The following is a 23,714-nucleotide window of genomic DNA, read 5'->3' as shown; positions in this document are numbered from 1 at the left end:
AGTACGTTTAAGTGGGTTGAAGGCTCCTCGCAGGGAGGCCGTACATCGTTATGCAAGAAGAAAAAACAGCAGTTCTATGCAATGTCGTGAATCTGCCGGTAGGTGTCCGACCTTGCATTGTCTCACGTTATCGCCTTTTCGGGGCGGTAGTGTCCGTGCTTCTGATTGCCTTGATCAGTGGGTGTTCGTCGTCTGACGTGATGGAGTCCAGTCAGCAGGAGGTGGTCGTCACCGAGCGCTTTGTCGGTGAGCTTCCCTGCACGGGATGTCGCCTGGTACGGGCGGATATCACGCTCAAGAGGGACGCAGAGAGCGGGCAGCCTGATGGCTTCTTCATGCACCGGACCCGAGTCGATGCGGCGGAGGGCAATGTGTCTTCGACGCTGTGGGGCGACTGGCGTCAGGAGCACCGGGATGATGCCACCTACTACTGCCTCGAAGCCCGCCCGCAAGAGATCACGCTTCAGCTGAGCGAAGAGGGCGATCGTCTGCTCTGGGTGCCACCGGATTCTGCCCGCGATGGCGATGAGCTGGTCGGCTTCGTCCTGCGTCAGGCAGAGCCACTGTTGTAGCTATTGGCCTCGCTACGAGCTGGACGTTCTGTCGATCCGTCCTGGCCTTTTTCGGTCAAGGGCAACGGCCTCTCGGCGTTGGAACCTATGCAGACTTTCAGACGAGCCAGGATGGGTGAGTCTTTCAAGCGGAGGAAGCCAGGTGGCGGATCCATCTTTTGATCTCGACGGGTTTATCAGGCTGAGAAAGCAGACCCGCGTCGTCGGCGACCTGCTCCAGGAGCAGGCAACGGACTACCTGGCGACCCTGGCGCTATTGATTCGGCCGCAGCGCATCTTCGGCGAATATCTGTTGGGAGCGCCAAAAGGCAATGGTCGCGATGCGCAGCATGCGTTCAAGGACTTCAAGGCGCTGTTCGAGGCGACGGCGGGGGCACAGCCGTTTCGCCTGATCCAGGAGCTGGAAGTCCCGCTGGATATTCTGAGCTCGACGCCACAGCTCTATCCGTACGAATACGACGTGACTCTGGAAGGCCGTGCCAGGCCGGTGAGAGTGACCAGTCCGGTCAAGTGGGTGGTGGGATACAGAGGGTTCGAGCTGCAGCGATTTCGCCAGATCATCAAGGACCCCAATCGCAGCACGGCGGAGCTTTTCAGGTTCGTGGCGCACTACCTGATGCTGTTTTTCTGCCTTAACCGTGAGCCCGGACTGGGACGACTGCTGCTCGGGCTTCGCTTTCCCGTCAGCTTTGAACGGCTGTCAGATTTCGGCGATATGCCGTTTTGCGTGATAGGTGCGCCGGTAGCGTCTCATCTGCCCGCTCACAGCATGATTCTGCGAAGTACCGAAGTCGCCGGCAACAACTCCTTCGAGGAGCTGGTCGAGCTGGGTGATATCGAAGCGATAGAAGACGGCATCAAGGAGCGCCTGTTGAAGGCGGTAGCAGCGATCTGAGCCCGACATCAGTTTATCAAACGCACATTCGAGGAAGTCGACGCCATGGCGGAAAAGGACAGTACACAACACAAGCTGGGCCGTATTCGTGCCCCGCGCGTACACATCACCTATGACGTGGAGATCGGTGACAGCCAGGAACAGAAGGAGCTTCCCTTTGTTGCGGGTGTCATCGGTGACTACACCGGCAACCCACTGAGCCCGCCGCCGAAACTCAAGGACCGCAAGTTCGTTGCCATCGATCGTGACAACTTCGACAGCGTGCTCAAGGGCTTCAAGCCTCGGCTTGCCTACCGGGTCGACAACACTCTGTCCAAGGATGGCACCCAGCTGCCGGTCGAACTCAACTTCAACGCGCTCGAGGACTTCGAGCCGCAGAACGTCGTCAAGCAGGTCGAGCCCCTGCGCAAGTTGCTGGAAGTACGCAACAAGCTGGCGGATCTGCGCAACAAGATGGGCGGCAACGACAAGCTCGAAGAGCTGTTGATGGACGTGCTGCAGAACAGCGAAAAGCTCAAGGCGCTCGGTGACGAGTTTGGCCGCGAGCAGGCTGTCAGCGACGACAAGAACCCGTAGAGCCGGAGCCAGGACATGTCAGACAAGGAAATGCAGGCACAGCCTGAACAAAGCACCGTTTTCGCCCCGGAGTCCTCGCTGCTCGAGAGCATCATCTCCGAAAGCCGCGTGGCGCGTTCGGAGAACGAGCGCTCTCGCGCCAGGGATCTGATCGAGGAGCTGGTCGCCCAGGTGCTCGAAGGCGAAGTACTGCCGAGCAAGGACCTGATCGCGGTGCTGGATGCGCGCATCGCCGAGATCGACGCCATGCTCTCCGAGCAGATGAACGAGATCATGCACGCCGGCGAGTTCCAGCAACTCGAGTCTTCTTGGCGTGGCTTGAAGTACCTGGTCGACCAGAGCGAGACCGGCGGCAACATGAAGATCCAGGTGCTTAACGCCACCAGAAAGGATCTCGTCCGCGACATGAAGTCGGCGCCGGAGTTTGACCAGAGTGCACTGTTCAAGAAGGTCTACGAGGAAGAATACGGCACCTTTGGCGGCGCTCCCTTCGGCATGCTGATCGGCGATTTCGAGTTTTCGCGCAGTCCCGAGGACATCTATCTGCTCGAGCAGGTGTCCCACGTGGCGGCAGCGGCTCACGCCCCCTTTATCTCGGCCGCCTCACCGGAATTGTTCGGCTGGGATTCGTTCACCGAGATGACCGGACCGCGGGATCTTTCCAAGGTGTTCGACACCGTCGAATACGCCAAGTGGAAGTCGTTTCGCAACTCCGAGGATGCTCGCTACGTCGGCCTGACTCTGCCCCACGTGCTGGGTCGCCTGCCCTACGGCCCGGAGACCGCGCCGGTGGAGGAGTTCAACTTCGTCGAGAGCGTCGATGGCCGTGACCACAACCAGTATCTGTGGATGAACGCCGCCTACGCAATGGGTGCGCGGGTGACCGACGCCTTCGCCAACTACGGCTGGTGTGTGGCCATTCGTGGTGTCGAGGGTGGCGGGCTGGTGGAGGATCTGCCGACTCACACCTTCCAGACCGATGACGGCGAGGTGGCGCTCAAGTGTCCGACCGAGATCGCCATCACCGACCGACGCGAGAAGGAACTGGCGGATCTGGGGTTCATTCCACTGGTGCACTGCAAGGGCACCGACTATGCCGCCTTCTTCGGGGTCCAGTCGGCGCAGAAGCAGAAGCAGTACAACACCGATGTCGCCAACGCCAATGCGCGTCTGTCGGCGCAGTTGCAGTACATCTTCGCGACCTCGCGGATCGCCCACTACATGAAGGCCATCATGCGCGACAAGGTCGGCAGTTTTGCCTCGCGTACCAGCGTCGAGCGCTATCTCAACGAGTGGCTGTCGCAGTACGTGCTGCTGGATGACAACGCCAGCCAGGAAGCCAAGGCCCAGTACCCGCTGCGCGAGGCTCACGTCGAGGTCGCCGAGGTGCCCGGCAAGCCCGGCGTCTACAAGGCGGTGACCTTCCTGCGCCCGCATTATCAGCTCGATGAGCTGACGGCGTCACTGCGCCTGGTGGCGGAACTGCCGCAGTCTTCACGCAACTGATCACGGCGGCGCTCGCGCCGGGCAGGAAGCAGGACGCGAGGAAGGTCGCTGACAGGGGAGGTCAGTCATGCAGGCAAGAGGCACAAGGATGGTGATGCCTACGCTCTGGAGCCGGTTGCTCGATGACGAGCCGCACCGGGTCGAGGACGCCGCCGGTCGCTGCTGGTGCACCCTGGAGGAGTACAAGTCGACGATCGTCGCCGACCTCGAAAACCTGGTGAACACGCGCCGTGAGCTGCTGGCCGATCACCTCCAAGGCTTTCCTCTGCTGCAGCAGTCGATGCTGGCTTATGGCCTGCCTGACTTCCTCGGTCGGGGCCTCAACAGCAGCGAGGACCGCCAGTACATCCAGCGCCAGCTGGCCTACGCCATCGAAGCCAATGACTGTCGTTTTCGTGATGTGAAGGTGCAGCTACGTGAGCAGGATTCGCGGCAGCGGTTGCTGAAGTTTCGCCTCGAAGCCGTGCTGGTCCTTGTCGATAGCCACCACCAGGTGGCCTGCGAAGCGGTGCTGCAGGCCGAAACCCAACGCTACAAAGTGCAGAACCTGACCTGATGCTCGACGAACTCTTGCCCTACTACGAGAAGGAACTCTCTCACCTGCGCTTTCTGGGGCAGGAGTTCGCTCGCGAGTACCCCAAGGTCGCTTCCCGGCTGCAGCTGGAAGAAGATAACTGTGCCGATCCCCACACCGAGCGGCTGATCGAAGCCTTCGCCTTTCTGTCAGCCAGGGTCCACAAGAAGCTCGATGACGACCTGCCGGAAATCGTCGAGTCCTTTCTGGACGTCCTCTATCCGCACTATCTGAAACCGACGCCGTCACTGTCGGTGGTGCAGTTCGACCTGGGGGAAGACTCGGCCCTCGACAGCCGCTACCAGGTGGCTCGGCATACCGAGCTGTCGTCTCAGCCGGTAGCGGGCTGCGTGCTCAGTTTTCGTACCTGTTATGACGTCACGGTGTGGCCGTTGCGGGTAGAGGCCGCGCGATTCAGCCGGCAAGAGCGTTCGGCATTCAATGGCCGCGACGGTGACGCCGTGGCGCGACTCGATCTCGACCTTGGCGTCACCGGACAGCAGTCGCTTGGCAAGCTCGGCGTCGACCGGCTGCGCTTCTTTCTCGACGGCGAGGGGGCCTTGATGCACCCGCTGTACGAGCTTCTGTTCAACAACCTCTGTCGCCTGAGCGTCAGCGTGGAAGAAGGGGGCCGCAGGCGCGAGATCGGCCTGCCGCTGGAGGCCATCGAACCGGTCGGTTTCGGCACCGAAGAAGGGCTGATGGACTACTCGGAGCGTTCCTTCCTGGGTTACCGCCTGCTGCACGAGTACTTCACCTTCCCCGAGAAGTTCATGTTCTTCGACATCGTGGGCCTCGATCGAGCGCTGGCGAAGGTCCAGGGGCATCGGATACGTCTAAGCCTGCTGTTCGGCGACTACGACCAGAGCGATCGGCTGGAGCGACTGGCCCAGAATATCGCTCGTAATCATTTTCGCCTCGGCTGCACCCCGATCATCAACCTGTTCGAGCGAATGGCCGAGCCGATTCAGCTGACCCACACCCGCCACGAGTACCCGGTGGCCGCCGACGTGCGTCATCCGTTCGGCGTCGAGATCCTGTCGATTCACGACGTCAAGCGTGTCCGCAAGGCCGCCGACACCAACGAGGTGCGCGTCTGTCATCCCTTCTTCGAACCCCGGGGGCAGCGGGTGAACCGGGGAGACTGCTACTGGGGCGCCAAGCGGGTCCCCTCGGAGCGCCATCGCGACCAGGGAACCGACGTGCTGCTGCGGCTGGTGGATCGCGAGTTGACCCTGGTGGACAGCGTCACCGATACCCTGAGTCTCAGGGTCACCTGCAGCAATCGAGATCTTCCCCAGCAGCTCAATTTCGGCAACCCCCAGGGGGATCTCTTTCTGCCCAGCGAGCAGGTGGTCAAGGCCATTCGCTGTCTGCGCAAGCCCACCAGTGCCGTTCGGCCACCACTGGGCAAGGGCACGATCTGGCGCCTGGTGTCGCACCTGTCACTCAACCATCTGTCGCTGGTATCCCAGGGGCGCGAGGCCCTGCTGGAGATCCTGTCGCTCTACAACTATCGCGACGCTGACGCCGCCCGCCGCCAGATCAATGGCATCACCGCCATCGACACCAGCGTCGCCATGACGCGCATTGGTCATCCGCGTCCGGCCTTTGTGCGCGGCCTCGGTATCCGTCTGGAACTCGACGAACGTCAGTTCATCGGCAGCGGTATCTATCTCTTTGGCACGGTGCTCGACCATTTTTTCGGTCAGTACTGTTCGATCAACAGCTTCAGCCAGCTGACCCTGGTCAGCCAGCAGCGCGAAAAGGAGGTGGTCACATGGCCGCCCAGAACCGGCACTCAGCCCCTGGTCTGATCGACCAGGCGCGGGCTGAGCCGTACCGGTTCAGCTTCTTTCAGCTCGTGAGGCTGTTGCGCCTGCACTACAGCCACCAGGGGCGGCTCGATCCCGAGTCGCGTCCCCACGAGGACCCGCTGCGCTTTCGCACCCGGCTGTCGCTGGACTTCCCCGCCAGCGAGATCAGTGACCTGTCGTTCGAGAGCGGCAAGCGGCTGTCGCCGCTGGAACAACCCTTGACCGAGATGCAGGTGACCTTTCTGGGACTGGTGGGGCCGTCGGGGGTCTTGCCCAGGCCCTATACCGAGACCCTGATCGATCGTCATATCCAGCTGCGTGACGACGCCGCCCACGCCTTTCTCGATCTTTTCTCCCATCGCATGACGGCGATGTTCTATCAGGCCTGGCAGAAGTATCGCTTTCACATCGAGCACGAGCGCAAGGGACAGGCCGACTTTCAGCGCCAGCTTTTGTCGCTGGTCGGCTTGAGTGACCAGACCCGCCACTTCGTCGCCGAGGTCGACGGCAGCATCGGCGATGACCCGGCAAAGGACGATGCGCGACTGCCTGGCCACCTTTTCAGCTACTTCGCCGGCCTCTTGACCCAGCGTCCACGCAATGGCGCCAACCTCGAGGCGATGCTCGCCTTCACCTTCGGGGTGAGCTGCAGGGTCAAGCCCTTCGCCGGTCGTTGGCTGACGCTTCCCGGGCGAGAGCGGACGCGCCTTGGGCAGCGTAACGCGCGACTTGGCCAATCGGCGGTCACCGGCTCACGGGTGTGGGACTACCAGTCCTGCGTGCGGGTGGTGCTCTCGCCGCTGAGCCTTGACGACTTCGCGCGCTTTCTGCCCGACCAGGCCGACCACCGGCAGCTGGTGGCGGCGACCCGCTTCTACCTGGGTGCAGAGCTCGACTTCGAGCTGGAGCTTGGCCTGCGCGCCGATGAGGTGCCGCCGGCCACGCTTGGCGGACAGGGCAGGCCGGGCGGGGTAGCCCTCGGTCGTCTGGGCTGGCTGGGCAAGCGCACCCGCCGCCGCGATGGCCAGGTGATTTTTCGTATTCCTTTTGAGGGAGCCAGGACGTGAGTCTCAAGACGCTGTTTGCCAAGTTGGATGAAGTGAGTCGCAAGGCCATGGAAGAGGCAGCGGGATTGTGCCTGGCCAAGCGGCAGTACGAGGTGGATGTCGAGCACCTGCTGCTGAAGTTGCTGGAGGGGGACGACAACGATGTGGTGCGCGTCGCGCGCCACTTCGAGCTGGCACTGGATCGTCTGGCAGATCAACTGGACCGTTCCACCGAGTCATTCAAGACCGGTTGCACTCGTACGCCGGCGCTGTCGCCGCATATCACGCGTTTGATCGAGCGCGCCTGGATGATCGCCTCCATCGAGCAGGCCGCCAGCCGAATTCGTAGCGGCCACCTGCTGCTGGCACTGCTCGATGACCAGGAGCTGCGCCGGGTGGTGGTCGAGAGCGCACCGGAGCTCGAGCGTGTGGACGCCGACGAGCTGCGCCTTCACTTCGATGACCTGCTGGCGGCAAGCCCGGAACACGGCACCAGCGGTGACGACAGTGGGGCGGCGGCCGGTGCACCGCCATCACGCTCGGGCAAGACCCCGGCACTCGATCGCTACACCATCGACTTGACCGCCAACGCCCGGGCCAGGCGTATCGATCCGGTGCTCGGGCGCGATGGCGAGATTCGTCAGATGATCGACATCCTCACCCGGCGGCGTCAGAACAATCCGATCCTCACCGGCGAGGCCGGCGTCGGCAAGACCGCGGTCGTCGAAGGACTGGCGCTGAAGATCGTCGAGGGGCGGGTGCCCCAGGCACTGGCCAATGTCGAACTGCGCACCCTGGATCTGGGCCTGTTGCAGGCCGGTGCCGGTGTGAAGGGCGAGTTCGAGCAGCGGCTCAAGGATGTGATCGAGGAGGTCAAGCGCAGCCTGCACCCGATCATCCTGTTCATCGACGAGGCGCACACCCTGATCGGCAGCGGTGGTCAGGCGGGGCAGGGCGACGCCGCCAACCTGCTCAAGCCGGCGCTGGCCAGGGGGGAGCTGCGCACCATCGCCGCCACCACCTGGGCGGAGTACAAGAAGTACTTCGAGAAGGATGCCGCCTTGGCCCGCCGCTTCCAGGTGATCAAGGTCGACGAGCCCAGCGAAGAAGTCGCGATCGGCATGCTGCGCGGCCTCGCCGATTGCATGCGTGAACACCATGGGGTCGAGGTGCTTGATGACGCCGTGGTGCAGGCGGTGCGCCTGTCCCATCGCTATATCAGTGGGCGCCAGCTGCCGGACAAGGCGGTCAGCGTGCTGGATACCGCTTGTGCCCGGGTGGCCCTGGGCCAGGCGGTGGTACCCGCCGAGCTTGAGGATGCCCAGCAGCGCCTGCGCGATCTCGACAGCGAACGCCAGACGCTGGCGGCGGAGCGCGAGCGCGGTGGCGATCATGCCACCCGGCTGGCGGAGCTCGATGAGCGGATCGCGGACGTGCAGGGCGAGATCGAGGTGCTCGAGGCCGCTTGGCAGTGCCAGCGCGAGGCGCTCGACGCACTGCGCGAGGCCCAGCAGGCGCTGGCCGATGCCGCCGATGCCGAGAAGGGGCCAGAGCGAGATGCAGCCCTCGAGGTGCTCAAGGCCAGGCGTCAGGATTTCGCACAGGCGGCCGGAGACAGCGTGCTGGTCCACCCCTGCGTCGACGGCAATGCCATCGGCGCGGTGGTCTCCGCCTGGACCGGTATTCCACTGACCAAGATGCAGCGTGACGAGATCGACACCGTGCGTCAGTTGCCGGCACTGCTGTCGAGCCGGGTGATCGGCCAGGACCACGCGCTGGAGGAGATCGGCAAGCGCATCAGCCTGTCGCGGGCCAAGCTCGAGGACCCGAGCAAGCCGGTGGGGGTATTTCTGCTGCTGGGGCCAAGCGGCGTCGGCAAGACCGAAACCGCGCTGGCGCTGGCCGACACCCTCTACGGCGGTGAGCGCAATCTCATCACCATCAACATGTCGGAGTACCAGGAGGCCCACACGGTGTCCTCGCTCAAGGGCTCTCCTCCCGGCTATGTCGGCTATGGAGAGGGCGGTGTGCTGACCGAGGCGGTGCGTCGCAAGCCCTACAGCGTGGTGCTGCTTGATGAGGTCGAGAAGGCCCACCCCGATGTGCTCGAGCTGTTCTTCCAGGTGTTCGACAAGGGCGTCATGGAGGACGGCGAAGGCCGCGAGATCGATTTCCGCCACAGCGTCATCCTGCTGACCTCCAACGTCGGTACCGACTGGATCATGCAGCGTTGTCTGGAGGCCGAGGCGCGACCGGCACCCGAGGCACTGGTGGGTGAGATGACCGACACCCTCAACCGAGTGTTCAAGCCGGCCTTTCTTGGCCGCCTCAAGATCGTGCCCTACTACCCGGTGACCGGGGACATCCTCACCCGCATCGTCGATCTGAAGCTGGCGCGTCTGGCCCGGCGCTTCCAGGACCACCACGGCGCCCACCTGAGCTTCGACGAGGCCCTGGCCGCGCGCATTGCCGAACGCTGCACCCAGACCGATAGCGGCGCACGCAGCATCGACCACCTGTTGACCAGCAGCCTGATGCCGGCACTTGCCGAGCGCGTGCTTGGCTGTATGGCCGAGGATCGCGAGGTCGTCGACCTGGTGATCGGTATCGATGATCAGGATCGATTCAGCTATCGCCCGGCGATGGTCGAGTCGGCCGACGACGCCTGTCTGGTGCAGGGCTAAGGAGATCGTGATGAACATGCATGCTCCCCGACCGGCGCCGACGCGGCGGCTCGCCTTCACGCTGCTGGTGCTGGCGACGCTGGCGCTTGCCGGCTGTGGCGTCAGCGACCGGCTTGGCAAACAGATGGACGGCACGGTCGGGGACATCCTGTTCGACCAGCAGGAGCGGGTGATCGTGGCGCTCAAGGGTGATGAGTCGCTCAACCCCGACGCCGAGGGCAACCCGCTGTCGGTGGTGGTGCGCATCTATCAGCTCGACGCCTTGACTGCCTTCAATGCGGCCAACAGTGAAGCGCTGTGGGCCAGCGCCAGCGACAGCCTGGGCGACAGCCTGCTCGGCGAACGCGAGGTGGTGGTTCTGCCGGGACGCACCCAGGTGGAAGTGGCCCCGATGGCCCCGGGCACCCGGTATGTGGCGGTGGTGGCCTTCTTCCGCCAGATCGAGGGGGAGGGCTGGCGGCTGGTGTTCGATGCCGAAGCCATGCGCAAGGACGGCATCCTGACCTCGCCGGATGGTGTGGTGCTGACCCTCGAGGGCAGTCGCATTACCCCCATGGACGAAGACAGCGCCGAGCTGGTGGCCACCGCCGGCAGCCTGGCCCGGGCCTTTGCGCCCTGACACGACAAGGAAGCCAGCCGTGAGCAAACACAATCGGGTGATGTGGTCGGAGGGGATGTTTCTCCAGCCCCAGCACTTTCAGTATCAGGATGAGTTTCACCAGCACCAGTTGGGCGAGGCCAGTACACGCTCGGGGCCCTTCAACTGGGGGGTCCAGGTACTCGAGGTCGACCTGGATGAGCTCGCTCATGGTCGCCTCAAGCTGTCGCGTCTGAAGATGGTGTTTGCCGACGGCACCCTGTTCGACGCGCCTCAGCACGATCCTCTGCCTCCGGCGCGTGATCTCGGGGAGCTGAGCGGGGTGGCCGAGTGCAAGGTCTTTGCCGCCTTGCGCCAGGTGACGCCGTTCTCGCCCAATGTGGTCGATGAGGCGCACCGCCGCGGCCATGACCGTCGCTTCCGCCAGCGCTTCGAGACCCTGCCGGACCTGCTGGAGGGCGAGCTGGAAAACGAGCTGGCACTGCTGGAGTTGAACGTGGCACTGCTGCTTGACGGTGATGAGCTCAAGGGCAGCAGCCACTGCCCGATCCTGCGTCTGAAGCGCAACACCGCCGGCGAGTTCGCCCTCGACAGCGACTTTATTCCGCCCTGCCTGCACCTGAGTGCCAGCCCGGTCCTGCTGACTCTGGTTCAGCGCCTGATCGGCGTGTTGCAGGCCAAGAACGATGCCCTGTCGAGTCGGCGCAGGGAGCGCGCGGACAAGGTCGCCGAGTTCGGCTCCAGCGACGTGACCCTGTTCTGGCTTTTGTACACCGTCAACCGCGCCTATCCGCACCTTTCGCACCTGCTGGCGCATCCGCGTTTGTCCCCGGTGGAGCTGTTTCGCTTCCTGTCGGACCTGGTCGCCAGCCTGATGACCTTCTCGACCGCTCATCGTCTTGATGAGCTACCGAGCTACCAGCATCTGGATGCCGCAGCGTCACTGTTCACGCTCGAGACCCGGGCTCGCGAGCTGCTCGATACGGTGGTGCCGAACGAGTACATCCCGATCGCCCTCGAGCAGACCAAGCCCTCCTATTACGTCGGTCGACTGCACGATCCGCGCCTTGGCGACGCCGATTTCTACGTCTGCGTCCACGCCGATATGCCCGGCGCCAAGCTGATCGAGCTGGTGCCGCGCGCCTTCAAGGTCGGCTCCCCCGAAGACATCGAGGTGGTGGTCAACAGCGCCATGCCAGGCGGCACCCTGGCCCACGCCGCGCGCCTGCCGGTGGCAATCCCGGTGCGCCTGGACAACCACTACTTCGCGCTGGAGCCCAGGGGGCGCATGTACGAGCGAATGATGTCGGCCGAGGCCATCGCTTTCTACGTTCCAAGCGGTTTCACCAATCTCAAGATTGAACTGATGGCGGTGTTGAAATGAACCAGACCTCCGTAGCACAGCAGGGAACTTCACGCTGGGAGTCCGTCTCCACCACAGCGTCACAAGGGGGCGATACAGGGCAACAGGCGCAGCGGCTGAGCGAACTGGCCCAGGACTTCTTCTCGATGGTGCTGTTGGTGCGTCGCGGCAGCGAGGCTCCCAGCGTCGAGGCCTTCCTCTCGCGGGTCGAGGCCTTCTTCAACGAGATGGAAGCCCGGGCGCTGGCCCGCGGCTACTCCCTCGAGCAGTTTCGTGACGCCCAGTACGCACTCTGCGCCTTTCTCGACGAGAGCGTGCTGGCCGCCGGTGAAAGCAAGATGCGCGAGTACATCGAACTTCACCCGCTGCAGTACAAGTTCTTCGGCGTGCATCTGGCCGGCGAGGGCTTCTTCGAACGTCTCGACAGCCTGCGCAGCGATCTCAAGGGCAACCTGGATGTGCTCGAGGTCTATCACCTGTGCCTGGCGCTGGGATTCGAGGGCAAGTTTCGCCTCGAACACCGCGACCAGCTGCGCTACATCGCCAACACCCTGGGCCAGGATCTGGCGCGCTATCGCCCTTTGCCCGCCGAGCTTTCACCCAGCTGGCGCTTGCCGGATCAGGTCGGACAGTTGTTGCGCTACGAGATTCCCGTGTGGGTCTACCTGTTGCTGATCGTGCTGGTCTGCGGCGTCACCTTTCTGGTGCTGGACGGGCTGCTCGATGCTCGTGTCGAGGCGCTGATCGAGCGCCTGCCGTCTCTGTTCACGACTTCTTGAGGGAGCACCGTCATGCGCCGACTGCTGCGAGTTCTCAAGAGTTTCTGGCTGATCTCCCTGCTGCTGTGGGGACTGGGCGTGCTGGCATGCCTGTGGTGGATCCCCCGTCTCGGTGGTGGACTCGAGCGGTTGGGAGTTGCGGTCGCCATCCTTACCGCGCTGTGGCTGTTGGCCGTGGTCCTGCGCAAGTACCGCAAGCTGCGCAACGAACGCGGCCTTGAAAGCCTGCTTCAGCTCGAGGTCGATCGCGAAGCCGCCAGCAGTGACGCCGGCGACTACGACGTCCTGCGCGAGCGTCTGAAGACGGCGCTTGGGGTGCTGAAGGCGCGTGGTGGGCGGCGCACCCATCTGAGCGAGCTGCCCTGGTACCTGGTGGTGGGGTTGAGCGCCTCGGGCAAGACCTCGCTGCTCAGCCGCTCTGGGCTCGACTCCAGCGTCGCCGCCTTGTCGGGGGACGCCGGCACCCAGTACTGCGACTGGTACTTCGGCAGCGACGCCGTGATGATCGACACCGCCGGGCGCTATATCACCGAGGACCAGCCCGCACGTGCCTTCGCCGACTTCCTGCGCCTGCTGGCCAAACGGCGCAAGCGTCGTCCGATCAATGGCCTGGTGGTGGTGGTTGACCTGCCGCAGCTGCTGGAGGCATCGCGTGAGCGCAATCACGCCCTGGCCGAGCAGTTGATCGAGCGGATCAACACCTACTATCACGCGTTGGGCGCCACCCCCCCGGTCTATCTTTGCTTCAGCAAGGTCGACCTGCTGCCTGGCTTCAACGAGACCTTCGACAGCCTCGACGAACAGGCGCGGCGTCGCCCCTGGGGCATGACTTTTTCGATATCGGAGATCCGCGGCAAGGGTGTCGGTGCACTGTTTCAGCAGCGGCTGGCCGGCATGAGCCAGGCGTTGAGGCACCGTCTGGCGCAGCGTCTGCGTAGTGAAGAGGTCGAGGTCGACAACGCGCTGTTGCGCTTCCCCGACTACATCGCCGAAATACAGGGGCGTCTTCAGGACTTCCTCGATCCCTTCGACCTGACCATCAGCGGGACCACGGCACCACTGACGCGGGGCGTCTACTTCACCAGTGCGCTGCAGCAAGGTGAGCGCCTGCTACCGATCTTCGATGATCAGGTGAAAGAAGACTTCGCCCTGGGCCCGTTCAGGCCGGTGTCGGAGCAATCACTTGCCCAGGATAGGGGCCCAAGGCTCGACAAGGCGCCGGCGCAGCCGGTCGATATCCAGGAGCCGGCCCCCGTTGCCCAGCGCAGCTACTTTATCCAGGGGCTATTCAAGGACGTCGTCATCGCCGACCGCAATCTGGTCGAGCACTACAGCCGTCATGGCCGGCGGCGCAACGCGACGCTGTGGGTCTCCTCTCTGGCCGCGGTGACCGGGGTCGCCCTGCTGGGGTATCTCGGCTACGGCTACTGGACTCAGCGCGAGGGCCTGGCGGCGTTGCAGGGGCAGGTCGATGATGCCGTGGCCGAGCCTCCCGGGGTGCGGCTTACGCTGTTGCATGACGAACTCATTGGACTCAAACGGACGGACGCGCAGGGCCGGCCTTTCTGGCAAGGCGACGTCTTCGCCGTGCATCGTTCGCTCGAACCCGGCGTGGAACACGCCTACCTGACGATGCTTGAAGCCCAGGCGCTCAAGCCGGTCCTGGCCAGCCTGCGCAACCGGTTCGAGGCGATCGGGGTGATGGCCGACGACGTTGGCCTGGAGACCCATATCGACAGCGCGGCGGTGCTTGGTCAATTGCCCGGTGTCGCCAGTGGCGAGGGGACGACTGCCGACTCGGCTGGTGAGGAGGGCTCGTTGCTGGCAGACGGGCGAGAAGCACTGGACGATCGGCGCGACAGTATCCGCGACCGCCTGACCTCGCGCCCATCCCTTGGCAGTGTGCCGCGCTCGCCGGGGGAACTGGCCAGCCGCTTGCGCGGGGAAGTCGATTATCGCCTGCGCGGCAGCGTCTCCGATGCGTACTGGGGGGCGCGCATGCAAGGCCGGGATGCCCTGCGCGAAGGCGCTCGCAATGCCTGGCGCGATGGTCTGGAAGGTCTCGATGATCTGGCTCACAGCGGTCCCGCGCTGGGCCAGGGCGGTTCGGCGATCTCTCAGGCGGCGGTCAATCGCCTGGCGCCGTCCCAGGTGGCCCAGCTGATCGAAGGCTATGACGCCCTCAAGCTTTACCTGGTGTTGACCGGGCCACAGCAGCATCCCGAGGCCGACTTCGTTCGAGTGGCGCTGTATCAGGCGTGGTTGGCACTCGCCGAGGGTGGCGAGGTCGAGCACAAGGACCCGCTCATCCGCGACAACGTCGAGTTGTACGCCAGCTACCTCGAGGCCGGCACGGCGCCGGCTCTGGCACGTGACGAGCTGCTGGTAGCCCAGGCCCGTGCCGACCTCAAGGCCTTCCTGATCGACAATTCGCCTGCCGACCGCGAGTACCTGCGGCTGCGCCTGGCGGCCCAGGCCCAGTTCCCGCCGCTGACGCTTGCCGCCATGCTGCCCCAGGACACCCAGGAACTGATGTATGCCAGCGAGTCGGTGCCGGCCTTCTTTACCTATCGAGTGTGGCGCGAGTTCGTGCTGCCCGAGCTCAAGGACACCCTGGCGTCGGAAATCAAGCAGGAGCGGGACTGGGTGCTGGATGGCGAGACCGAACAGGACGCGGAGATCGCCAAGGCGCGCTTCGCCGATGCCATCCTGCGGCGCTACAAGCGGGACTACCTGTTCGCCTGGGAGCGCTTCCTGGCCAGCGTCGGCATTCGTCGCTTCGAAGGACTCGACGTCTCCCGTCAGCAGCTGACCCGACTCAGTGACTACCAGCGCTCACCGATCAAGCAGGTATTGCAGGCGGTGGACGCCAACACTCGCTGGGACAGCCCGAGCGTCGAGCAGCGACTGGCGGCGGCGTCGGCGGACGACGCGGCCAGCACCATAGACGGCGACATCCAAGGCAGTGCCACAGGCGAGGGAGGCGAAGGCGACGGCCCCGGGGTGTGGCGGCGCACCGTCGACTGGATCAGCCAGGACGGCAGTGACACGGCCCTGGCGGCGCTGGACTCGACGGACCTGCTGGCTGTCCATGATGGCGTGCTGGCGAGCTACTTCAGCCCGGTGGGCAAGCTGTTCGACAGCGATCCGGCCGATGGCAATGACGCCTCCCAGATGGATCGCTACCTGCTGCTGTTGCGCCAGTTGAAGGTGCGTCTGGACAGCATCCAGCGTGGTGATCCCGGCAAGCGTACCAAGTTGCTGGTGCAGGAGGTGATCGACGATCGCCCCAACGAGGTCACCGCACTGCGCAACTACGTCTCGGCCAATATCGATACCTCCCAGGACGAGCTGGTGCAGGCATTGTTGCGGCTGTTCCGTGACCCGGTGTCATTTTCTGTCGACAGCCTCAACGGGCCCATCGCCGGTTATCTGGCGGTGGCCTGGGGTGACCAGATTGCCACTCCCTGGAACAGCATGGTGAGGGGGCGTTATCCGGTCAATGACTCCGCCAATGAGGCCTCGGTGCGTGATCTTCGCCTGTTTGTTGACCCCGAGACAGGGCTGTTCACCCAGTTCGAGCAGGCCGAGGTCGGCAATCTTGGCGAGGCCTGGCAGGGGGACGAGCCGCTGGTGGATCCGCGGATCACCGAGACCATTGCCGGTGGCACCCAGGTGGGCGATGTGCTGGCGAGCCTCGGCGATGTCGAGAACGGCTTCGAGATCATGATCCAGCCGGCCCCCAACCTGACCTCGATCAGCCTGACCATCGATGGCCAGGAACAGGTCTACCGCAATGGCCAGCAGACCTGGCAGCGCTTCACCTGGCCCGGCGAACCGCGCCGTGCCGGGGCCAAGCTGGACGTGGTGACCTACAGCGGCATGCACGTGAACGTCTTCGACTTTCCGTCGCGCTGGGGGCTTCTGCGGATGATCGACTCCGCCGACGTCACCAACCTCGACGGCGTGCGCCAGCGTTTCACCTGGTACACCGGCGCGGGTCCGGTCAGCTTCGTTGCGCGCAACTTCGGCGGGGTCAAGCTCACCGACCTGAAGAAGGTACGCCAACTGCGCGTACCGACCCTGGGGGCCCGATGATGAGCACCACCACCGCCGGGGAGAGCCAGGCATGATCGGATTCTTCGGCAAGGCACCGAGCAGCGCCGATTTCGTGGCCAGCAACGCCACCCACAAGGACGTGCGCGAACTGGACGAATGGGTCCAGGGCGCGCTGTTCCGCCTGGCCGAGAGCGAGCCGCAGTGGGAGGCCCTGTGCGATGCCATGCCGACCTGCTTCTTCCACTTCCGGGCGAGCAACGGCTACTGGCTGCTCGGGGGGATCCGCATGTCCGGCGACGCCAGCGGCCGGCGCTACCCGCTGCTGATCTTCCAGCGTCTGGCGGTCGCGCCGGAAGCCGAAGGCAGCGTCGGCGTACACACCCTGAGCGAAGTGTTCTGCAACCAGATCCGTGCGTTGTTGCAGTGCGTTGCCAGCGGTGTCGCCGACGTTCAGGTATTGCACCAGCACCTCGCCGAATGGCGCGGACTACGCGAGGCCGACCTCAATCTGCACCAGCGTCTGCTCGAACGTTACCTCCAGGACGTGCGTTACCGCGATCTGTGCGAGGCCCTGTCACCGGCCTTTCCCGAGTTCGCCGGCAACGCCTTCGCCCTGCGCATGCAGGCCCTTCGCGAGGGGATCAAGCACGGCGAGCCACTGCAGGCGGTGATGCCGCTGCCGGCGGAGCGCGCGCTCAAGCGGCCTGCCGCGGATCTGTGGATGCACTGGCTGGAAGGGAGCCATCAGCGTGACAGCGCCGGCAAGGGCAGGCACCAGGCCAAGGCCAGCCTGCTGGTGGATGACTTCTTGCGTCCAAGACTCTGGCGCTTTGCCACGGCGGATCGCGATGCCCTGCGGATGGTGATGAATCTGGCGCCAAGGCTGTCGCGGCTGGACATGCTGGAACCGATCGAGGCGTTCACTCCTGTCCAGCCTGCCGACAGCGTTCCCGCAGCGACGCTCGACATGAAGACCTTTTTGGCACGCCTTCCCGATGGGAACCGTGCCAGTAAACTGGATGGGGCCCCGTTGTGATCAAGCGACTGTCACTGTTACTGCGCAAGTACCGCACCTATGCCATGGCGCTGGCCTTTTTCGCGATGATCTTCGTGATCTGGGGACTGGGCGTGTGGTGGGGGTTCTCCTCTCTGGGCAGCGTGCTGGCTGGCATCCTGTTCTTTCTGGTGGCCTCGGCACTGTATCTGCTGCTGCTCTACCGCGGCGTGGATCGCCAGGACGAGGTGGAATCCGCGCTGATCCAGAGCGCCGATGACGCCGTGCTGGGCGCCTCGCCAGAGGACCGCGAAGAGGTCAGCCTGCTGCGCGAGCGACTGCTGGAAGCGCTGGAGCGAATGAAGAAGGGTGATGGTGGCAAGGGGCGCAAGCGCGATCTGCTCTATCGGTTGCCATGGTATCTGGTCATCGGCCAGCCGGCGGTGGGCAAGAGCACCCTGGTCTATCGTTCCGGTCTCGATTTTCCCTTCGCCGACCGTGAGCACGCGCGGATCGCCGGCGTCGGTGGCACCCGACACTGTGACTGGTTCTTCAGCAGCGAGGCGGTACTGCTCGACTCGGCCGGTCGCTATACCGCCTCCGAAGAGGACGCCTCGCGCTGGCGGGCCTTTCTTGGCCTGCTACGCCAGCATCGCCCGCGGCGGCCGCTCAATGGCCTGATCGTGGCGGTCAGCATCGACGAGTTGATCGGTCGTCCTGCCCCCGAGCGTGAATCGCTGGTGCTGAGGCTGCGCGAGCGCCTGCAGGAGACCTACGATCAGCTCGGGACCGTGGTGCCGATCTACCTGGTGTTTACCAAGAGTGACCTGATTCCTGGTTTTCGTCAGTTCCACCACCAGCTGGCACCGACAGAGCGTGACGAGGTGCTGGGCTGGACCTTTGCCCACCAGGACTTCGAGACGGCTAACTGGGCCGGGCGTTTTGGCGAAGCCCTTGATGGCCTGGTGAAGCGCTGTCGCACCATCGGCGAGCAGCGCCTGGTCGAAGGCGACATGATCCATACCCGTGACGATCCGGCGGCGCTGGAGTTCCCGCTGGAGCTGCGCGCCCTGGCGCCGTTGCTATCCAGCTTTGCCGGGTCCCTGCTCAAGGCCAACCCCTATCAGAGCTCACCGCTGCTCAGAGGCTTCTACTTCACCAGTGCGCTGGCTGATGGTCAGCCCGCCATGGGCGAGCATGCCCGGGCGGTGGAGAGTCGCTTCGGGCTTGCCGCCAGTCGCGGTGTCACGGCTCCCCAGGACGGCAAGAGCCTGTTCGTGACCGGCCTGTTCTCCCAGGTGATCCTGCCTGACCAGCACCTGGTCGGACTCTACAGCGGTCCCAATCGGGAGCGTCGGCGCCAGCTACGCTGGTGCTGGGTGGCGCTGGCGCTGGCGGCGGTGATGGTCAGCGGCTGGGCGCTGTCGTTCTCGCGTAACGCCGACGAACTCGCCGCCATCGACACCAGCCTGGCCGAGGCGCGAGTGGCCGATGGCCAGCACCTCGATGGCTACACCCGCTGGGAAGCGCTGGACGCCCTGCGTGTCGGCGTCGCCCACTACGTCGAACGCGATGGGCAAGGCGCGCCCTGGTCACTGGGGATGGGCTTGTACCACGGCGATGACATCTCGCCGGCGCTGCGCAAGGCCTACTTCGACGAGATCGAGCGCAGCATGCTGCGCCCGGTGGCCGACAACCTGGGCCAGGCGCTCTACACCCTGCCGACCATTCCGGTGTATCGCTCGGGGGAATCCGAACGCATCACGGCGATCGACCTGCCCAATGTCGAGCCCAACGCGCGTCCTGCCGACAACAGTCCTCAGGCGCTGGCCGACTTCGGCAATGCGGCCCTCGGCACCTACGTGGAGCTGTCGCGTACCCCAAGGCCCAAGGTCTCCGAGGCGTTGCTGCGCCAGCGCCTGCCGGACTACTGGTACCCAGCGATCAGCGCCCATGACACAGGCGAGCGCGATCCTCGGGATCTCGACTTTGCCAGTCGTCAGATCGCCTTCTATGCACGCCAGATAGAGGCACCGGACGTGCCACGCATCGACGACAACTCGTTTCTGATCTCGTCGAGCCGCAACTATATCGACGGCCTGCTGGATCACTCCTTGCGCACGCTGGAGACCATCACCCTGGAGTCGGACACCTTGTTCTCCTTTGGTCGTGCCGACTTTGCCGGTCTGCAGGCGGCGGGGCAGCAGCAGCTCAACCGGATCGCCGAACGCCTGGTCAACACCCCCGGTATCGGGCGCATCACCATCACCGGGCACGCCGATCAGATCGGTTCTGCGCAGACCAACAAGCGTCTATCGCTCGAGCGCGCCCAGACCGTACGCACCTACCTGATCGGCAAGGGAGTCACACCCGAGATGGTCGAGGCCGTCGGTGCCGGCAGCGAGCGCCCCCTGGTGCAGTGCGAATCACAACTTGGCCGCAGCGAACGGATTCGCTGTCTGGCCCCCAATCGTCGGGTGGAGATCGCCGTGCGTGCCTCGAGCTGAGCACGCGGGATCTTCCGTTCCGTCGGCAAGACGGCATCGCTTCCCTCACGGGCAATAGAGGGGGTGGGTCGCAAGGGCAGCAACAGAAGCCAGGATGCTTCTGGCGGTAGCGTGCCCGGTCACAGGCCCGTGGAGGCGATCAGCGATCGTCGCCCGCAACGCCTGATTTTCACCATCGCAATCAAAAGGAAGACAACACATGGCATTCGATGCATACCTCAAGGTCGACGGTATCCCCGGTGAAAGCCTGGATTCCAACCACACCGACTGGATCGAGCTGCTCAGCTTCGAGTTCGGCGCCAGTCAGTCCACCTCGGCCACCGCCAGTTCCGCCGGTGGTGCCTCAGCCGAGCGCGTCAATCTCAGCGAGTTCGCCATCAAGAAGTTCATCGACAAGGCGTCTCCGAAGCTGTTCGAAGCCTGCTGCCGCGGCCAGCACATCAAGGAAGTGGTGCTGCAGGTGCACCGTGCCGGTGGTGAGCAGGTGCGCTACGCCGAAGTCCGTCTGGAGGAAGTGATCGTTTCCTCCACCGAGATGGAAGGCATGTCGGGCTTCTCTGACACCGGCAGCGGCGGTGGCACGGACTCCGTGCATGACTCCCGTCACGACCTGCCGACCGAGGAGATCAAGTTCAACTACTCGCGAATCAAGGTCACCTACACCCAGCAGAAGCGTCAGGACGGCCAGGGTGGCGGCAACATCGCCGGTGGCTGGGACCGTACCCGCAACCGCGTGTACTCCTGATCAACGCTTGGGAACGCCTGACATCTGCTGGTTGAAGAGACGTCGGGCGGGTTACGGCCATGGGGCAACCCATGGCCGTGCTTCCCGGTCAGCCCCTCGAGCCCGTGGTGTTATCTCCGGGGGCTGACCAGGAAGCCAGGCCAGAAGGCCAAGGAAAGCAAGCCAAGGAAAACACGCCAAGGAAAGCAAGCCAGACCACAAGGCCGGACCAGGACGCCTGAAAGAACACCGCGGAACCCGGCTGCCTGGGATCGATCATCGAGGACGACACCTCATGGTGGACGCCGGTGACGGCCACCAGTGACGACTACCAGAACCACAAGCGCCCGGGGCAAGGGATGCCCCCGGTGTGACCTTAGATGCAGGAGACAACGCCCATGGTCGATGAATGGAATCGCGAGGCCCTGCTCGCGCCGATCGGTGAGCAGGGAGTAGGGGAGGACCTGAGCTTTTCGCTGGTGGTCGACGAGATCAAGGAAGCACGGCGAGCCGACCCCAGCTATCTAAGCCAGGGTGACTGGCAGTCGGACCTCAAGCGCGCCGACTGGAATGCGGTGATCGCGCTGTCGTCTCAGGCCCTGGCCGAGCAAAGCAAGGACCTGATGCTGGCCGGCTGGCTGTGCGAAGGACTGGCCCACCGTGACGGCTTTGCAGGCCTGGCCTTTGGGTTGGAGCTGGTGGCGGCCCTGTGCGAGACCTACTGGGGGGGGCTCTATCCCACCCTGGAAGAGGGTGAGGAAGAACGTCTGGGGCGCTTCACCTGGCTGGACGACACCCTGGCGTCGATGGTCGGCAGCATCGCCCTGCTCGATGGTCAGGGCGGGGCTCAGAGCAGTGATCACGGCTATGGCCTGGATCGCTACGAAGAGTCACGCCAGGTAGAGAACCTGGCGCGCAATGACCCCACCGTCATGGACGAAGCGCTCAAGGAAGGCAAGATCAATGCCGAGATCTTCCAGCGTTCGGTGGTGCTGACAGACCCCGAACGACTGATCGAACTCTACCGCCATATCGAAGCCTGCCTGCACGCGCTTTCGGCGCTGGACGACGTGCTGGTCGCCCGGCTCGGAGACCTGGCGCCGAGCTTCAGCCGACTTTCGACGGTACTCAAGGACTGTCTTGGCTTGATCGAGCGCCTGCTGGGTGACAAGGGCGTTCGTCTCGACGTCGTCGAGGATCCAGCACAAGACGACAGCATCCCGGAACACTCGCCCACACCGCAGGCCAGCACCCCGGCGCGATCTCAACGTCCAAGCGGCGCGCTTCGCACCACCCCGGAGACCCGCGAAGAAGCCTTTGCCATGCTCGGTGCGGTAGCCCAGTACTTCAAGGCCGCCGAGCCCCACAGCCCGGTACCTTATCTGGTCGAACGAGCGGTGCGCTGGGGGCGGATGCCGCTGGAAGACTGGCTGCGTGACGTGATTCGCGAGGACAACGTCGTCGACAGCATCCGCGAAACCCTGGGCACCCAGACCAGAGACGAGCACAGCTCATGAACCGAGGGGACAGGGATTCAAGCAGGGCGTCGCTGTACGACCGCCTCAGGCCACGGCAATCGACCCTCGAGCAGATGGCCAGGCAGCAGGCAACGCCAGCACCGGAACGGCGCTACGACCCTGACCGGCTGAGGGTGATCGATGGCGTGGCGCTGACCTCGGCGGGACTGGTGGGGTGGGGGAATGTTCCAGCACCTGCGGTGCCTACACCGTTGGAAGGCGTCCAGTCTCCTGGTGGGAATTGCTTCCTGTGTCATAAGGTCGTAGACACGATACCTATTGCTTCATCGCCGGATGGACAGGCTATTGATCAGAAGACGACGCGACTATTGGAGTTGGTACATTCTCTGGCGTTGGAAGCTCTAGATTTGTTGGATAAAGCTCCCAAAAATGCGATCTCTGATATGGGGTTCGATATCGCAGTGAGTTTTCCATCCGATGGCCTTGTTAGCACTCACGCATTTCTTGAGTACATTAGGGAGCTGCTGAAAGCATCTTCTTTTTATCAGAGTATGGGTAAGTTGATATGCCTTGATAATAGCATTGGTCTGCACGCGGCAGTTGCCGCGTCGGTGCTAACTAGTCCCTACATACTCTGGATTAGTGCTGACTCTTTTTGCTCGAGCAGTGGGGTCATCCAGCTTGAGCAGCAATCGCTTTTGGCGAGCCCACCGCGCTATAAAGGCACGCATCCAGGGGAAGCATGTGCAGCAGTGCTACTTCAGCGAATCGAGGGAAATAGCAGCGCTTTCCAAGATGGTTGGTGGCTTAGTCCATCGGTAAATTTACACCACAGTGCACGAGCACAGCAGTCCAGACGATCGCGACTGGATTGTATGAGAGAACTCCTCAATACAGTTTCTTCAGATTTAGTTGATAGCGAACCTTCCGTTGCGATTGCTGATGTCGGAAAACTACCGGAGAGGGTGTCCGATGTATGTGCTGCGTTACTTGATCGCTGGGGCCATCCTGACACTATCGAAGATATTTACTTTACGGATAGCTTCTGTGGCTGGTCGGGTAGTGCTCTCAATGCGGTTCAGATTGTCTTGGCAATTGCTGCCTTGACCGAAAAAAAACACGCTGGCAGTGCACTAATACTTGAAGTAGCAAGCGAGACAACGAGTGGTACTGCCTTCCTCTTGCCTTGTAGCGCCGTTGCCGAGGGAGTCGGCGGGGTGCAATCACAACGTGGGGTATAGACATGTTCAATTCTGGTGACGGCATCATCGTCCTGGGCGATACCACCAGCCACGGCGGCACCGTGGTCAGCGCCCAGTCCAACTACCTGCTCAACGGCACCCCGGTCGCGGTGGTCGGGGACATGGTGGCCTGCCCGCAGAAGGGCCATGGCGTCTGCCCCATCGTCGAAGGCCACCCCACCATCACCCTGAACGGCAAGAGCGTGGCCTTTCACGGCTGCCACACCGCCTGCGGCGCGACCTTGATCTCGGCTTGTGGTGGCGTCCACGGACTCGGCTGACAACGCCCTTTTTCGCTCGC

The 23,714-nt window shown here is 63.7% G+C and carries 18 protein-coding genes; all 18 read left to right on the top strand.

The window, feature by feature from the left end:
• Positions 1-155 precede the first annotated feature (155 nt).
• Positions 156-572: a hypothetical protein gene (locus NH448_RS08595; protein ID WP_157033014.1), complete on the top strand. Its 417-nt coding sequence runs from the start codon at positions 156-158 to the stop codon at positions 570-572.
• Between the two features lie 142 nt (positions 573-714).
• The gene (locus tag NH448_RS08590; protein ID WP_045991870.1) at positions 715-1,467 is read left to right on the top strand and encodes a hypothetical protein; all 753 of its coding nucleotides are present in this window, start codon (positions 715-717) and stop codon (positions 1,465-1,467) included.
• 45 nt (positions 1,468-1,512) lie between these two features.
• Positions 1,513-2,043 carry a type VI secretion system contractile sheath small subunit gene (tssB, locus tag NH448_RS08585; RefSeq protein ID WP_045991871.1) on the top strand — a complete coding sequence of 177 codons (531 nt, stop codon included), beginning with the start codon at positions 1,513-1,515 and terminating at the stop codon, positions 2,041-2,043.
• A 15-nt stretch (positions 2,044-2,058) separates the two neighbouring features.
• The gene (gene tssC / locus NH448_RS08580; protein WP_045991872.1) at positions 2,059-3,549 is read left to right on the top strand and encodes a type VI secretion system contractile sheath large subunit; all 1,491 of its coding nucleotides are present in this window, start codon (positions 2,059-2,061) and stop codon (positions 3,547-3,549) included.
• A 94-nt stretch (positions 3,550-3,643) separates the two neighbouring features.
• Positions 3,644-4,105: a type VI secretion system baseplate subunit TssE gene (tssE, locus tag NH448_RS08575; RefSeq protein ID WP_239452515.1), complete on the top strand. Its 462-nt coding sequence runs from the start codon at positions 3,644-3,646 to the stop codon at positions 4,103-4,105.
• Positions 4,105-5,940: a type VI secretion system baseplate subunit TssF gene (gene tssF, locus NH448_RS08570; protein ID WP_045991874.1), complete on the top strand. Its 1,836-nt coding sequence runs from the start codon at positions 4,105-4,107 to the stop codon at positions 5,938-5,940. The genes tssE and tssF overlap by 1 nt, the downstream gene beginning before the upstream one ends.
• A complete protein-coding gene (gene tssG, locus NH448_RS08565) occupies positions 5,904-7,007 on the top strand; it encodes a type VI secretion system baseplate subunit TssG (RefSeq protein ID WP_045991875.1) in 1,104 nt (367 codons plus the stop codon). Before tssF ends, tssG begins: the two co-directional genes overlap by 37 nt.
• The gene (tssH, locus tag NH448_RS08560; protein WP_045991876.1) at positions 7,004-9,670 is read left to right on the top strand and encodes a type VI secretion system ATPase TssH; all 2,667 of its coding nucleotides are present in this window, start codon (positions 7,004-7,006) and stop codon (positions 9,668-9,670) included. Before tssG ends, tssH begins: the two co-directional genes overlap by 4 nt.
• Positions 9,671-9,680: 10 nt before the next feature.
• A complete protein-coding gene (gene tssJ, locus NH448_RS08555; protein WP_045991877.1) occupies positions 9,681-10,289 on the top strand; it encodes a type VI secretion system lipoprotein TssJ in 609 nt (202 codons plus the stop codon).
• A gap of 19 nt (positions 10,290-10,308) precedes the next feature.
• A complete protein-coding gene (gene tssK, locus NH448_RS08550; protein WP_045991878.1) occupies positions 10,309-11,652 on the top strand; it encodes a type VI secretion system baseplate subunit TssK in 1,344 nt (447 codons plus the stop codon).
• Positions 11,649-12,410: a type IVB secretion system protein IcmH/DotU gene (icmH, locus tag NH448_RS08545; protein ID WP_083970266.1), complete on the top strand. Its 762-nt coding sequence runs from the start codon at positions 11,649-11,651 to the stop codon at positions 12,408-12,410. Before tssK ends, icmH begins: the two co-directional genes overlap by 4 nt.
• Positions 12,411-12,422: 12 nt before the next feature.
• A complete protein-coding gene (locus tag NH448_RS08540) occupies positions 12,423-16,508 on the top strand; it encodes a type VI secretion protein IcmF/TssM N-terminal domain-containing protein (protein ID WP_045991879.1) in 4,086 nt (1,361 codons plus the stop codon).
• Positions 16,509-16,539: 31 nt separating this feature from the next.
• Positions 16,540-17,505, top strand: a complete 966-nt coding sequence (tagF, locus tag NH448_RS08535; RefSeq protein ID WP_052704275.1) for a type VI secretion system-associated protein TagF — start codon at positions 16,540-16,542, stop codon at positions 17,503-17,505.
• The gene (gene tssM, locus NH448_RS08530) at positions 17,502-19,970 is read left to right on the top strand and encodes a type VI secretion system membrane subunit TssM (protein ID WP_239452516.1); all 2,469 of its coding nucleotides are present in this window, start codon (positions 17,502-17,504) and stop codon (positions 19,968-19,970) included. The genes tagF and tssM overlap by 4 nt, the downstream gene beginning before the upstream one ends.
• A 199-nt stretch (positions 19,971-20,169) precedes the next feature.
• Positions 20,170-20,715 carry a type VI secretion system tube protein Hcp gene (locus tag NH448_RS08525; protein WP_045991880.1) on the top strand — a complete coding sequence of 182 codons (546 nt, stop codon included), beginning with the start codon at positions 20,170-20,172 and terminating at the stop codon, positions 20,713-20,715.
• A 377-nt stretch (positions 20,716-21,092) separates the two neighbouring features.
• Entirely contained in the window at positions 21,093-22,211 is a 1,119-nt protein-coding gene (tssA, locus tag NH448_RS08520) for a type VI secretion system protein TssA (RefSeq protein WP_052704276.1), read from the top strand.
• Between the two features lie 74 nt (positions 22,212-22,285).
• Positions 22,286-23,413 (top strand): hypothetical protein, encoded by a 1,128-nt coding sequence (locus tag NH448_RS08515; protein ID WP_253028669.1) that lies wholly within the window; start codon positions 22,286-22,288, stop codon positions 23,411-23,413.
• 2 nt (positions 23,414-23,415) lie between these two features.
• Entirely contained in the window at positions 23,416-23,694 is a 279-nt protein-coding gene (locus tag NH448_RS08510) for a PAAR domain-containing protein (RefSeq protein ID WP_045994986.1), read from the top strand.
• The last annotated feature ends 20 nt before the right edge of the window (positions 23,695-23,714 follow it).

Source organism: Halomonas sp. OfavH-34-E (genome assembly GCF_024124525.1).
Taxonomy (GTDB): Bacteria; Pseudomonadota; Gammaproteobacteria; order Pseudomonadales; family Halomonadaceae; genus Halomonas; species Halomonas litopenaei.
Note: the sequence above shows the minus strand (reverse complement) of the source record. Positions and strands in the feature narration are given on the sequence as shown.

Coding starts and splice junctions, on each gene's coding strand:
- tssB (WP_045991871.1), top strand. CDS start 1,513: ATGGCGGAAAAGGACAGTACACAACACAAGCTGGGCCGTATTCGTGCC.
- tssC (WP_045991872.1), top strand. CDS start 2,059: ATGTCAGACAAGGAAATGCAGGCACAGCCTGAACAAAGCACCGTTTTC.
- tssE (WP_239452515.1), top strand. CDS start 3,644: ATGCCTACGCTCTGGAGCCGGTTGCTCGATGACGAGCCGCACCGGGTC.
- tssF (WP_045991874.1), top strand. CDS start 4,105: ATGCTCGACGAACTCTTGCCCTACTACGAGAAGGAACTCTCTCACCTG.
- tssG (WP_045991875.1), top strand. CDS start 5,904: ATGGCCGCCCAGAACCGGCACTCAGCCCCTGGTCTGATCGACCAGGCG.
- tssJ (WP_045991877.1), top strand. CDS start 9,681: ATGAACATGCATGCTCCCCGACCGGCGCCGACGCGGCGGCTCGCCTTC.
- icmH (WP_083970266.1), top strand. CDS start 11,649: ATGAACCAGACCTCCGTAGCACAGCAGGGAACTTCACGCTGGGAGTCC.
- NH448_RS08540 (WP_045991879.1), top strand. CDS start 12,423: ATGCGCCGACTGCTGCGAGTTCTCAAGAGTTTCTGGCTGATCTCCCTG.
- tagF (WP_052704275.1), top strand. CDS start 16,540: ATGATCGGATTCTTCGGCAAGGCACCGAGCAGCGCCGATTTCGTGGCC.
- NH448_RS08525 (WP_045991880.1), top strand. CDS start 20,170: ATGGCATTCGATGCATACCTCAAGGTCGACGGTATCCCCGGTGAAAGC.
- tssA (WP_052704276.1), top strand. CDS start 21,093: ATGGTCGATGAATGGAATCGCGAGGCCCTGCTCGCGCCGATCGGTGAG.
- NH448_RS08515 (WP_253028669.1), top strand. CDS start 22,286: ATGGCCAGGCAGCAGGCAACGCCAGCACCGGAACGGCGCTACGACCCT.
- NH448_RS08510 (WP_045994986.1), top strand. CDS start 23,416: ATGTTCAATTCTGGTGACGGCATCATCGTCCTGGGCGATACCACCAGC.